A 12810-nucleotide genomic window follows, 5' to 3' on the forward strand; every position below is an offset into this window, starting at 1 on the left:
GCTACCCCCGCCGGGACGTGATCGGGGCGTCGGCTCCGATCTCGGTCAGCATGGCCAGGAACTCCTCGGCGATGCCCGGAGCGGCCGCCACGGTGAGTTCCCCGTCGGTACCGAACCCGGCGGGCAGCCGGAGCGACGCTCCCGCCTCCGCAGCGACGAGCGCACCGGCCGCCCAGTCCCACGGATTCAGCCCGTGCTCGTAGTGGGCGTCGAGCCGGCCCGCCGCGACCATGCACAGGTCGAGCGCGGCGGCGCCGATCCTCCGGATGTCGCGCACCCGTGGCAGCAACTCGGCGACGAGCCGGCCCTGGTGGGCCCTGCGGTCGGCGTCGTAGGAGAACCCCGTCGCCACGAGGGCCAGCCGCACGTCGGTGACCGGCGTGCAGCGCAGGGTCGTGACGATGCCGTCCGCGGTGGTCAGCGTGGCTCCGCCACCGGCCGCCGCCGAGTACGTGTCGCCCGTGGTCACGTCGACGACCGCCCCGGCGACCGAACGTCCGTCGATCTGCGCGGCCACCGACACCGCGAACGCCGGGATCCCGTACAGGAAGTTCACCGTGCCGTCGACGGGGTCGACGACCCACCGCACGCGGAACTCGCCCGTCGCGGCATCGCCGCCGCCTTCCTCACCCAGGAATCCGTCGCCCGGGCGCAGCTGCGTCAGCCGTCGGCGGATCAGATCCTCGCTCTCGGTGTCCGCGATCGTGACGGGATCGGTGATCGTCGACTTCGTCCGGACCGCACCGGCCTCGGCGGCGGGATCCGACCCGAACAGTTCGCGTCGGCGGGCACGGACGTGGGTGGCGGCTTCCACCGCCACCGCCACCGCCACCGCGCGCAGCGCCTCGTGATCGCCGGAGTCGGCCGCCTCGGTGACATCGGGGACGCGGACCGCGTCGGTGACATCGGAGCCGCGGAGGGCGTCCGGTGGCTGGAATTCGCTCACCCGCCCATCCGAACACACGCCACGCCCGCACACCACCCACGGCCCGGCCCGGTTCGCACTAATGTGACGGCACGAGCGACGCCCATCCACACACGACAGGGAGCACGAGGATGACGCAGGAAACCCGCCCCGACGCGGCGAATCTCGGTTTCGGCATCGACATCGGCGGCAGCGGCGTCAAGGGCGGCGTCGTCGACCTGTCCACCGGACAGCTGGTGGGCGAGCGCATCAAGATCCTCACTCCCCAGCCGGCGACACCCGCCGCCATCGCCGGCACGGTCACCGAGATCGTCGCCGAGGCCGGATGGCAGGGCCCTGTCGGTCTGACCCTTCCGAGCGTGGTGCGGGGCGGCGTCGCCCTGACGGCCGCGAACATCGATCCGTCCTGGATCGGGACCGACGCGCGTGCGCTGTTCTCGAAGGCACTCGGCGGGCGCGAGGTGACGGTCCTCAACGATGCGGACGCGGCCGGTATCGCCGAGGACCGGTTCGGGGCGGCGAAGAACGTGAAGGGTGTCGTGATCCTGCTGACGTTCGGCACCGGCATCGGTTCGGCGGTGCTCAACCACGGGGTGCTGCTCCCGAACACCGAATTCGGTCACATGGAGATCGACGGCAAGGAAGCCGAGCATCGCGCGTCGTCGAAGGTGAAGGAGGACCGGGACTGGTCCTACAAGCGATGGTCCGAGGAGGTTTCCCGGGTGCTGTCGCGGTTCGAGGCGCTGCTGTGGCCGGATCTGTTCGTCGCCGGCGGCGGCATCAGCCGCAAGAGCGACAAGTGGATTCCGTTGCTGACGAACACCACGCCCGTCGTACCGGCCGAACTCCGCAACACCGCAGGCATCGCCGGAGCCGCATACGCTGCGGAAACAGGCGTCACTCCCTGAGTCCGCCACATCGATCGTCACGACGATCGTTACAATGGTGCACAGCCGGCCGTGAACCGGTCCGATCCCGACAGACCTCTCCGCCGGAGCTACTCTGGCGCGACGCCGCACTACCTCGTCACGAAAGGGCGTACGTGGCAGCCACCGACATCCACACCGCTGATTCTTCCGCCGAATCGGCACCCGTCTCGGACGCCGCGGGCGCCGCCGCGGACCCCGCGACCGGTACCGCACCCGCCACGAAGCGGCCGGCGAAGAAGGCCGCAGCCAAGAAGGCCCCCGCGAAGAAGGCCGCAGCCAAGAAGGCCCCCGCCAAGAAGGCCGCGAAGAAGACCACCGCGAAGAAGGCCGCTGCCAAGAAGGCGACGAAGGCGGCCGGCGAAGAGGACTTCGACGGCGACGACACCGACCTCGAAGATCTCGACATCGGCGAGGACGACCTCGAGGGTGCCGAGGAGATCGTCGTCGAGGACGAGGACACCGACACCGACGAGCCCAGCGAGAAGGACAAGGCGTCCGGCGACTTCGTGTGGGACGAGGAGGAGTCCGAGGCCCTGCGGCAGGCCCGCAAGGATGCCGAGCTCACCGCGTCCGCCGACTCGGTTCGCGCCTACCTCAAGCAGATCGGCAAGGTCGCGCTGCTCAACGCCGAGGAGGAGGTCGAGCTCGCCAAGCGCATCGAGGCCGGCCTGTACGCGACCTACCGGATGCAGGAGCTCGCCGCGAAGGGTGAGAAGCTGCCGGTCGCTCAGCGCCGGGACATGAACTGGATCTGCCGCGACGGCAACCGCGCGAAGAACCATCTGCTCGAGGCGAACCTGCGCCTCGTCGTCTCGCTCGCGAAGCGCTACACCGGCCGCGGCATGGCGTTCCTGGATCTCATCCAGGAGGGCAACCTCGGTCTGATCCGTGCCGTCGAGAAGTTCGACTACACCAAGGGCTACAAGTTCTCCACGTACGCGACGTGGTGGATCCGTCAGGCCATCACCCGCGCGATGGCCGACCAGGCCCGCACCATCCGTATTCCGGTGCACATGGTCGAGGTCATCAACAAGCTCGGCCGTATCCAGCGTGAGCTGCTCCAGGATCTGGGTCGCGAACCCACGCCGGAGGAGCTCGCCAAGGAAATGGACATCACGCCGGAGAAGGTGCTGGAGATCCAGCAGTACGCGCGTGAACCCATCTCGCTCGACCAGACGATCGGCGACGAGGGCGACAGCCAGCTCGGCGACTTCATCGAGGACTCCGAGGCCGTCGTGGCGGTCGACGCCGTGTCCTTCACGCTGCTGCAGGATCAGCTGCAGTCGGTGCTCGAGACGCTGTCCGAGCGCGAGGCCGGCGTCGTGCGGCTGCGGTTCGGCCTCACCGACGGCCAGCCTCGTACGCTCGACGAGATCGGTCAGGTCTACGGCGTGACGCGTGAACGCATCCGCCAGATCGAGTCGAAGACGATGTCGAAGCTGCGGCACCCGTCCCGCTCGCAGGTGCTGCGCGACTACCTCGACTAGAGCACCCATCTCGGAATGCAGTCAGGGCCACCCTTCCGGGTGGCCCTGACTGCGTTCGGAGGTGGTCAGAGAAGATCCGGCTCGGGACCGGGCGTTTGGGCCGGCTGCCCGGATCGGCGGCTCGCCACGGCGCGCATCACGGGTTCGACGACGCGGGCCGCGACCGGGCCGAGCACCGCGGTGATCATCACGTAGGCGGACGCGATCGCCGCGAGTTTGTTGTCGACGTGACCGGACGCGACGCCCAGTCCCGCGATCACGATGGAGAACTCACCGCGGGCGATGAGCGCGGCACCCGCGCGGGCACGGCCCATGACAGCGATGCTGTGCTGCCGTGCGGCGATCCACCCGGTCGCGAGCTTCGTCAGCGACGTGACGACGGCCAGCAGCACCGCCCACCCGAGGACCGGCGGAATCGCCGTCGGGTCGGTGTTGAGGCCGAAGAACACGAAGAAGATCGCGGCGAACAGATCACGCAACGGCTCGAGCACCCGCGACGCGTTGTGCGCCGTCGACCCGGAGATGGCGATACCCAGCAGGAACGCACCCACTGCGGCCGAAACCTGCAGCGCCGAGGCGATACCCGCGACGAGCAGCGCCGCGCCGAGCAGTTTCAGCAGCAGGGTTTCCCGGTCCGGACTGTCGAGAACGAGCGAGACGTAGCGGCCGTACTTCAGCACCAGGACCAGCACGACGGTGACCAGCCCGAGCGAGATCGCGACGGCTTCGAGTCCGCCGAGCAGACTCACCCCGGCCAGGATCGCGGTGAGGATCGGCAGGTACACGGCCATGGCGAGATCCTCGAAGACGAGGATGGACAGCACGATCGGGGTTTCCCGGTTACCGAGCCGGCCGAGGTCGTCGAGGACCTTCGCGATGATGCCGGACGAGGAGATGTAGGTGACGCCGGCGAGCACGAACGCGCCGATCGGACCCAGTCCGAGCATGAGCGCGAGGACTGCGCCCGGGGTCGCGTTGAGGACGAGATCGATGATTCCGGCCGTGCGCGACCGGCGAAGTCCCGTGACCAGTTCGCTGGCGGTGTATTCGAGCCCCAGCAGCAGCAACAGCAGTACCACGCCGATTTCGCTGGCGAGGTGGCTGAACTCGCTGATGTCGCCGAGCTGGATGAACCCGCCGTTGCCGAAGCACAGGCCACCGATGAGATAGAACGGGATCGGCGACATGCCGAACCTGGCTGCGACACGCCCCAGGACCCCGAGCGCGAAGAAGACCGCACCCAGTTCGATGAGTGCGAGAGTCGTCGAATTCATGCGTGCGGGTCAGCCGTTCCGCAGGATCTTGGCCGCGGCGTCGAGGCCGTCCGCGGTGCCCACTGCGACGAGGATGTCACCTCCGGTGAGGATGAAGTCCGGTTTCGGGGAGGGCGCGACCTGTCCCGCGCGCATCACCGCGACGACCGAGACGCCGGTCCGGGTGCGCAACGCGGTGTCGCCCAGGACCGCGCCGTCGAAACGCGAGCCTTCGTGGACGTGGAGCTGGCGGGTGATGATCCCCGGCAGGTCCCGGTGGTCCTCTTCGAGCTGGGCGACGAGTTGCGGTGCGCCGAGCAGGTTGCTCAGCGTCGCCGCCTCCTCGACGGTCATCGGAAGGGAGGCGGCGCATGCGTCCGGGTCGTCGGCCTTGGAGATGATCAGGTCGGAATGGCCGTCCCGGTGGGTGATGACCCCGATCCGGCGTCCCGATGCCAGCTCGAAATCCTTGCGTACTCCAATGCCTGGTAGCGGCGTCACGTCGACGTTCATTCCGCAAGGGTAGGACTGCCCCGCGACAGCTCGCAGTCAGGGCTCACCTCTGCCCCGGATCGAGCGGTTCCGCGCGAGCGGTTTCGGGGACGGCGCGGCTCACAGGGCCGCGAATCGCCCGTCCTCACCCGGCTCGTACGGGGTCACGTCCACGACCGCTCCGACCGGCAGCGGACCGTACAGATGCGGAAAGCGCATCGATTCGGGATCGCCGGGCACACCGGGCTCGTACTGCACCGGATCGGACAGCCGTTCCGGTGCGACGTGGAGCAGGACCAGGTCGCGACGCCCGGAGAACAACCGGTTCGCCGGCAGGTGCACCTGCTCCGGTGTGGACAGATGCACGAAGCCCACCGACTCCAGCGAATCCGGGGCCACGACCCCGTCCCGCTGCGCGGCAGACCACTCGTCCCGGCTGCAGATGTGCAGCAGATTCCCGGTCACCGGCACTCCTTCCGCTGCGCTGTGAGCGAACAAACACTCGGCATATATGTCCACGTCCTGGGCTTTTGCAGCCGTTCACGTGAAACGCGCCACCATCGTGCGCCCAGGGGAACAACACATGAACGCGCATCGTCTGACAGAGTAGATCTACCGCGCCACCCCGGCGCGGCGGACCAGACCCCAGGCGACCGACTCAGTGGTGGCCAGTTTGGAGGAGTCATGCCCGGTACCTTGACCAGCCCGAAGTTGACCGCTGCCGACCGGTGCGACCGGTGCAGTGCCGCCGCTCGCGTCCGCGCCGTTCTGGCCACCGGTGGTGAGCTGTTGTTCTGCGGACACCACGCCAAGGAACACACCGACCGCCTCCGCGAGATGGGTGCCACGATCGTCACCGAGGACGACGCCACCGCAACCGTCTGATCCGCCGTCCGGAGCCGCAGGCTCGGACCCGACCCCCGAAGCGGGCGCCCACACCGTGGGCGCCCGCTTCGTCGTTCACAGGGTGGCGGCCGGGAGTTGTCACCAGCTGCGCAGCACTGCAATGCGGTCGCGCAACTGTTCCGCCGTCGCCAGTGCGGTCGGCGGGCCACCGCACTGGCGGCGTAGTTCCCCGTGGATGACCCCGTGCGGTTTCCGGGTGCGGTGATGCACGACCGCCACGAGCGAGTTCAGATCCCGGCGCAGCTGGGCGAGGGTGTCGGCGGTGGTGACCCGCTCGACGACCTGCGGCGGCGGTTCGGGTGCCGCCTTCCGCGGCTTGCTGAGCTGCTCCTCCTGGCGCTGGCGCAGCAGCGCGCGCATCTGGTCGGCGTCGAGCAGCCCCGGAAGCCCGAGATAGTCGGCTTCTTCGTCGCTGCCGGCGAACGTGGCCGTTCCGAACGAGGAACCGTCGTAGATGACCTGGTCGAGTTCGGCGTCCGCACCGAGGGAGGTGAAGGCCTTCTCCTCCTCGCCCGGTTCGTCCTTGCGGCGGTTCGCGTCGGCGAGCAGTTCGTCGTCGAAACCTTCCTTCTCCCGGTGCGGCTTGCCGAGCACGTGGTCGCGCTGGGCCTCGAGCTGGGCAGCCAGGTCGAGGAGCACCGGCACCGACGGCAGGAACACGCTGGCTGTCTCGCCCTTGCGCCGTGAGCGCACGAACCGGCCGATGGCCTGGGCGAAGAACAGCGGCGTCGACGCGCTCGTCGCATACACCCCGACCGCGAGCCGCGGAACGTCGACGCCTTCGGACACCATTCGCACGGCGACCATCCACCGCTGGTCCCCGTCGCTGAACCGGGAGATGCGATCGGAGGCGGTCGGGTCGTCGGACAGCACGACGGCCGGCATCTCGCCGGTGAGTTGTTCGAGGATCTTCGCGTAGGCGCGCGCCACCGTCTGATCGGTCGCGATGACCAGGCCACCGGCGTCGGGCATCCCACCCGCGCGCAGCTGCTCGAGCCGCGTGTTGGCGGCGGCGAGGACCGCAGGGATCCAGTCACCGGCCGGATCGAGCGCGGTGCGCCACGCCCGCGCCGTCTGCTCGGCGCTGAGCGGCTCCCCGAGACGCGCGGTGAACTCCTCCCCTGCGCTCGTGCGCCACCGCGCCTCACCCGAGTAGGCGAGGAACACGACCGGCCGGACGACGCCGTCGGCGAGCGCGTCCGAGTATCCGTACGAGTGGTCCGCCTTGGACTGCATGAGCCCCTCGTCGTTCGGCTCGTACGTCACGAACGGAATGGCGCTGTCGTCGCTGCGGAAGGGCGTTCCCGTCAGGGCGAGCCGCCGGGTGGCGTCACCGAAGGCCTCGAGGATGCCCTCGCCCCAGCTCTTCGCGTCGCCGCCGTGGTGGATCTCGTCGAGGATGACCAGCGTCCGGCGCGCTTCGGTGCGCACGCGATGCTTGAACGGGTGCGACGCCACCTGCGCGTAGGTGACCACGACACCCTGGTAGTCGCTCGATGTCTGTCCGGTCGAGTTGGTGAAGTTCGAGTCGAGTGCGATGCCGCTGCGTGCCGCCGACGCCGCCCACTGGTGCTTGAGGTGCTCGGTGGGCGCGACGACGGTGATCTGGTCGACGGTGCGGTCCCGCAGCAGCTCGGCGGCGACGCGCAGTGCGAATGTCGTCTTGCCTGCACCGGGCGTCGCGACGGCCAGGAAGTCCCGCGGTCCGGTCGCCAGATACTTGGTCAGGGCTCGCCGCTGCCATGCGCGCAGCTGCCCTGCAGGGGCGGAAGTCGTGGCAGGGCCTACGGTTTCGGTGCTCACCTGTTGCTTGTGCTCCTTCTCCGCTCACGATCGGCCGGCTGCCGCTGCGTCGTCCCGACCTTCCGCCGACCGTGTGGCAGCCTATCGTCTCCGGCGGCCGTTCCCCGCCGCGAACCGCCCGGCGACCGGGGTTTCGTGCCCGATCGTGGCAGAATTCGACGCGCACACATCGACCGCGGATGCACGTCCTTGCGCGTCGTCAGGAATGCTGGAAGTACATGAGCGAGCCATCCGGATCCCCCACACCGCGGACTGCTCACCGACGCGTCCCGCGGCAGGTGCAGGTCGCGCTTCGGGTGATCGGTCGAACGGCCGCCAAGGCGTGGGACGACTCGATCTTCAGCAAAGCGGCGACCGCTGCCTTCTGGCAGACGCTGTCGCTGCCGCCGCTGGTGCTCGGGCTGATCGGAACCCTCGGTTACGTGGGCGGATGGTTCGGACCGGACACCGTCGACATCATCCTGTCCAAGACCATCACCTTCAGCCGGACCATCTTCAGCGAGAACGTCGTCGACGGCATCATCAGCCCGACCGCCACCGATGTGCTGGTCCGGGGACGCCCGGAATTGATGTCGCTGGGCTTCCTGCTGTCGCTGTGGGCGGGCTCGTCGGCGATCTCGACGTTCGTCGATTCGATCGTCGAGGCGCACGGTCAGCAGGAGCATCGGCACCCGGTGTGGCAGCGCTTCTTCGCACTGATCCTTTACGTGATGTTTCTCATCCTCGCGGTGTTCACACTGCCGCTGGTGGCTCTCGGACCGAATCTGATCGGCCGGGCGCTGCCCGAGTCCTGGTACGACCTCGGGTCCCGGATCGTCGACACGTTCTACTACCCGGCGGTGGGCCTGCTGCTGCTGGTCGGTCTGACCACGCTGTACAAGGTGGCGCTGCCCAAGACGTTGCCGTGGCATCGGCTGCTCGGCGGTGCCCTCGTCGCCGGGGCCTTCTTCCTGGCCGCCAGCGAGGGCCTGCGCTGGTATCTGAGCTGGATCGCCGGCACCGGCTACACCTACGGCGCGCTCGCCACGCCCATCGCTTTCCTGCTGTTCACGTTCTTCCTCGGCTTCGCGGTCGTACTGGGCGCCGAGTTCAACGCGACCGTGCAGGAGTTCTGGCCGGCGCGGGCGACCCGGCTCGAGCAGTGGCGCGAGTGGCTGGCGCAGCAGGCCGCGCAGCAGCCGTCGCCGGAACTCGGACCGGTGACGAACCTGACCCGCCGGCTGACCACGAATCCGGTGCGCCTGTCGGATCTGCTCCGCCCGGGCGACCGGACTCCGGATTCGTGCCCGATCGACGGCAAGCCGGAGGACGCGCGGTCGGAGGGCACCGGATCGGAGGACGTGCAGTCGGAGGACTTGCGGACGGGGGCCTCAGGGCCGGTCGACGCCTCACCGGAGGGCTTCCCGCCGGGCACGTCCGGACCGCAGGCCCCCTCGCACGACCCCGCCCCACCGCGTGAGACCCCCGTGCTGGGGAACCCGGTGGAGGACACCGGGCAGGCACCGAGTCCCGACCCGATCGTCCGGGCCGGGACTCCGGAGGCCGGCTCTACCGCTTCTTCGTTGCCTCAGTCGCCCTTGCGAAGGCCGTCGTAGACCTTCTTGCACTCGGGGCACACCGGCGAACCGGGCTTCGGCGACCGCGTGACCGGGAACACTTCACCGCACAGGGCGACGACGTGGGTTCCCATGACCGCGCTCTCGGCGATCTTGTCCTTCTTCACGTAGTGGAAGAACTTGGGAGTGTCGTCACCGGTCGACTCGTCGGTGGTGGTGTCGGGCCGTTCCTTGATCTGGGTGCTCACGATTCCATGATGCCGCACCGCGTGTGCATTCGACACGGCGGAGTGGGACAGTAGAGGGATGGCGAGAACTCCAGGTTTCGGTGGATCCCACGAGAGTGGATCACCCGACAACCCGATTCTGATCACCGAGGCCGCCACGTCTCTCGAGGACCAGCACCGGGCACGGGTCCGCAAGTACATGACCATCATGGCTTTTCGCATTCCGGCGCTGATTCTGGCGGCGCTGGCCTACGGCGCGTTCGAGAATCCGTGGATCTCGATGGCGATCATCGGCGTGTCCATTCCGCTGCCGTGGATCGCGGTGCTCATCGCCAACGATCGGCCGCCGCGCTCGAAGGACGAGCCGAGCCGCTGGGACGGTCGACGCGCCGATATTGCCGCGACCGAAGCCCTGGAAGCCCCCAAACCGCGCGTCATCGACGGCTGACGCGTCACCCCCTCGCCGCGTCGGCGGGCCGACCCTCGAAACCGTCGGCCTGCCCGCCTGCTGCGAGAATGCAGGGCGTGGACCGTGACCTGCTGCTGTCGATCTGTTCCCCCCTGCGCACTGCGTTGCTCCGTTGCCGGTACGACACCGACACCATGCTCGAGCTGCTCGGGCCGGACGCGCACGCGGCGCTCGGCCGCAGCGAGCCGGTGCCGGTCCGCCGCGCGGCCCGGCGCGGCGGCGACCTGGGCACGCTGATCCGGCTGTTCCTGCTCGGCGACACGTGCCCGGCCGAGGAGGTCGCGGCGGCGCTGGAACCGGTCGCGATCGACACCGCGGTCGCGGCGGGACTGCTCGAGCACGACGGTGACGGCGTGCGCGCCGCCCTGGACCTGCGTCCGCTCGACGCGGGCACCGGAACCCGGTGGATGCTGTCCGATCTCGACGGCGCAATCCGCCCGGTCCCGACGCGTCCGGACCATGTGCTCGGCGTCGGGCAGGCGTCGCTGTCGCTGCTGCGAGCCATCCCGGCCGAGCCGGTCGGGACCGTCCTGGACCTGGGCACGGGCTGCGGCGTGCAGGCGGTGCGGGCCACCGACTTCGCCGAGAAGGTCACCGCCACCGACGTCAACCCCCGCTGTCTGGCGCTGGCGGAGGTCACCGCCGCGCTCAACGAGGTCGAGCTGGAACTGCTCGAAGGTTCGTGGTTCGAACCGGTCGCGGGCCGGCGCTTCGACCGGATCATCGCCAATCCCCCGTTCGTGGTGAGCGCCGGACGCATCGAGCACAGCTACCGCGATTCGGGCCTGGATCTGGACGGTGCGAGCAAGCTCATGGTGTCGCAGGCCGTCGACCATCTCGAACTCAGCGGGACCGCCGCGATGCTCGCGTCGTGGGTGCACGTGGAGGACGAGGATTGGCGGGCACGCGTCGCGTCGTGGCTGCCCTCCCACGGTGTCGACGCGTGGATCGTGCAGCGTGACGTGGCCGACCCCGCCCTGTACGTCGGCACGTGGCTGCAGGACGGCGACGCCGATCCGCGCGACCCCGCGGTCGCCGATCGGGCGGAGGCGTGGCTCGATCATTTCGACAACCATCGCGTCGAAGGCGTCGGGTTCGGGTTCGTGTACCTGCGCCGCACCGACGAGCCGTCGGACGTGCTCGCCGAGGACCTGCGGCACGGTTTCACCGATCCGCTGGGGGCGGAGGCGCTCGCCTACTTCGAGCGGCTGGCCTGGTTGCGCGACCACGATGTCCTCACGGCCCGGTTCGCGGTGCGCGCGGACACCGCGCTGGAGAGGGTGTACCTGCCCGGCGAGGACGGCTGGCGGCAGGTCGTGGCGCGGGTGCACCGCGGTGACGGACCGGCCTGGCAGCACGAGGTCGACGATCTCGCCGCGGCGTTGCTCGCCGGCATGCGCCCGGACGGACTGGTGCTGGAGGAACTTCTCGCGCTGCTGGCGGTCGCACACGGTGAGGACGAGGAGGCGCTCGCCGAGCAGGCGATCCCGCTCGTCCACGGACTGGTGAGGCACGGGCTGATCGAGCCGGTGTGAGGGCGTGACAGGGGCGCCGCGGGGGTGCCGTCACCGGTTCCCCCTCGGTTCCCCGCCGCAGATCTTCTCAGCAACTTCTCAGGACCACTCCCCCATCGGCGCAGGTCAGCAGCATCAGCGCTCGGGAACCTCGGGAACTTCCGTGCCCGCCCCGACGTTGAACGCTGTGAGACACCACCGATGAGGAGGCACGTCATGGCACGCCCCGACACCTACGCTCGAGTCGATTCCGACCTCGATTCCCAGAGCCCGGCCGCGGACCTGGTCCGCGTCTATCTGAACGGCATCGGCCGGACGGCCCTGCTGACTGCAGCGGACGAGGTGGAATTGGCCAAGCGGATCGAGGCCGGCCTGTACGCGAAGCATCTGCTGGAAACGAAGAAGCGCCTGAGTGCCGCCAAGAAGCAGAACCTGGCCCTCCTGGTCCGCGACGGCCAGGCCGCGCGCAGCCACCTGCTCGAGGCGAACCTGCGCCTGGTCGTGTCGCTCGCGAAGCGCTACACCGGCCGCGGCATGCCGCTGCTGGACCTGATCCAGGAGGGCAACCTCGGCCTGATCCGCGCCATGGAGAAGTTCGACTACGCGAAGGGCTTCAAGTTCTCGACCTACGCGACCTGGTGGATCCGGCAGGCCATCACCCGCGGTATGGCCGACCAGTCCCGCACGATCCGACTCCCCGTCCACCTCGTCGAGCAGGTCAACAAGCTGGCCCGCATCAAGCGGGAACTGCACCAGCAACTCGGCCGGGAGGCCACCGACGAGGAACTGGCGGCCGAATCGGGTATCCCCGTGGAGAAGATCGCCGACCTGCTCGACCACAGCCGCGACCCGGTGAGCCTCGACATGCCGGTCGGCAACGACGAGGAAGCGCCGCTCGGCGATTTCATCGAGGATGCCGAGGCGACCTCCGCCGAGAGCGCCGTGATCGCGGGTCTGCTGCACAGCGACGTCCGCAGTGTGCTGGCCACCCTCGACGAGCGTGAACAGCAGGTCATCCGCCTGCGGTACGGGCTCGACGACGGGCAGCCGCGCACCCTCGACCAGATCGGCAAGCTGTTCGGCCTGTCCCGGGAACGGGTCCGGCAGATCGAACGCGAAGTGATGGGCAAACTCCGCGAGGGCGATCGAGCAGAACGCCTCCGCGCCTACGCCAGCTGACCGGGCAAGTCAGCGCCGACGATCCCCGAGAACCGGGCTGGGTTCTCGGGGATCGTGGTATTCGGGGCTT

General features: G+C 69.1%; 13 protein-coding genes. 7 read left to right on the forward strand and 6 right to left on the reverse strand.

Features of this window, described 5'->3' with window-relative positions; all coding sequences use genetic code 11:
- Position 1: 1 nt before the first annotated feature.
- A complete protein-coding gene (locus ACWDTS_RS12390) occupies positions 2–841 on the reverse strand; it encodes an inositol monophosphatase family protein (RefSeq protein ID WP_197252650.1) in 840 nt (279 codons plus the stop codon).
- A 215-nt stretch (positions 842–1056) separates the two neighbouring features.
- On the opposite strand from ACWDTS_RS12390, the gene ppgK reads away from it, so the two are divergent.
- Both ppgK and ACWDTS_RS12400 read left to right on the forward strand, forming a co-directional pair.
- Positions 1057–1833 carry a polyphosphate--glucose phosphotransferase gene (ppgK, locus tag ACWDTS_RS12395; protein ID WP_450109133.1) on the forward strand — a complete coding sequence of 259 codons (777 nt, stop codon included), beginning with the start codon at positions 1057–1059 and terminating at the stop codon, positions 1831–1833.
- 134 nt (positions 1834–1967) lie between these two features.
- A complete protein-coding gene (locus tag ACWDTS_RS12400) occupies positions 1968–3341 on the forward strand; it encodes an RNA polymerase sigma factor (protein WP_197256681.1) in 1374 nt (457 codons plus the stop codon).
- Between the two features lie 65 nt (positions 3342–3406).
- On the opposite strand, the gene ACWDTS_RS12405 is transcribed toward ACWDTS_RS12400, so the two are convergent.
- From ACWDTS_RS12405 to ACWDTS_RS12415, 3 genes are all read right to left on the reverse strand, one after another.
- Positions 3407–4615: a cation:proton antiporter gene (locus ACWDTS_RS12405; protein WP_450109132.1), complete on the reverse strand. Its 1209-nt coding sequence runs from the start codon at positions 4613–4615 to the stop codon at positions 3407–3409.
- Positions 4616–4624: 9 nt separating this feature from the next.
- Positions 4625–5107, reverse strand: coding sequence for a cation:proton antiporter regulatory subunit (locus ACWDTS_RS12410; protein WP_450109131.1), 483 nt, complete (start codon positions 5105–5107; stop codon positions 4625–4627).
- 99 nt (positions 5108–5206) lie between these two features.
- A complete protein-coding gene (locus tag ACWDTS_RS12415; protein ID WP_450109130.1) occupies positions 5207–5551 on the reverse strand; it encodes a DUF952 domain-containing protein in 345 nt (114 codons plus the stop codon).
- Positions 5552–5770: 219 nt separating this feature from the next.
- Here ACWDTS_RS12415 and ACWDTS_RS12420 point away from each other — a divergent pair, with 219 nt between their 5' ends.
- A complete protein-coding gene (locus ACWDTS_RS12420) occupies positions 5771–5971 on the forward strand; it encodes a DUF7455 domain-containing protein (protein ID WP_197256691.1) in 201 nt (66 codons plus the stop codon).
- Between the two features lie 99 nt (positions 5972–6070).
- Here ACWDTS_RS12420 and ACWDTS_RS12425 read toward each other — a convergent pair whose 3' ends face one another.
- The gene (locus ACWDTS_RS12425) at positions 6071–7795 is read right to left on the reverse strand and encodes a DEAD/DEAH box helicase (protein ID WP_450118272.1); all 1725 of its coding nucleotides are present in this window, start codon (positions 7793–7795) and stop codon (positions 6071–6073) included.
- A gap of 218 nt (positions 7796–8013) precedes the next feature.
- Between ACWDTS_RS12425 and ACWDTS_RS12430 the strand changes: the two genes are divergently transcribed.
- A complete protein-coding gene (locus ACWDTS_RS12430) occupies positions 8014–9390 on the forward strand; it encodes a YhjD/YihY/BrkB family envelope integrity protein (RefSeq protein WP_450111016.1) in 1377 nt (458 codons plus the stop codon).
- Here ACWDTS_RS12430 and ACWDTS_RS12435 read toward each other — a convergent pair.
- Entirely contained in the window at positions 9363–9599 is a 237-nt protein-coding gene (locus ACWDTS_RS12435) for a DUF3039 domain-containing protein (protein ID WP_197256695.1), read from the reverse strand. The two genes, ACWDTS_RS12430 and ACWDTS_RS12435, sit on opposite strands and share 28 nt — an antisense overlap.
- Positions 9600–9657: 58 nt before the next feature.
- Between ACWDTS_RS12435 and ACWDTS_RS12440 the strand changes: the two genes are divergently transcribed.
- The 3 genes from ACWDTS_RS12440 (at position 9658) to ACWDTS_RS12450 (ending at position 12740) form a co-directional block, all read left to right on the forward strand.
- Positions 9658–10026 (forward strand): DUF3099 domain-containing protein, encoded by a 369-nt coding sequence (locus tag ACWDTS_RS12440; protein ID WP_450118273.1) that lies wholly within the window; start codon positions 9658–9660, stop codon positions 10024–10026.
- Positions 10027–10103: 77 nt separating this feature from the next.
- Entirely contained in the window at positions 10104–11582 is a 1479-nt protein-coding gene (locus tag ACWDTS_RS12445) for a DUF7782 domain-containing protein (protein ID WP_450118274.1), read from the forward strand.
- Positions 11583–11777: 195 nt separating this feature from the next.
- Complete coding sequence (locus tag ACWDTS_RS12450; protein ID WP_450111018.1) at positions 11778–12740, forward strand: sigma-70 family RNA polymerase sigma factor; 963 nt, start codon at positions 11778–11780, stop codon at positions 12738–12740.
- Positions 12741–12810 lie beyond the last annotated feature (70 nt).

The sequence above is a fragment of the Rhodococcus sp. NPDC003383 genome (genome assembly GCF_053589115.1).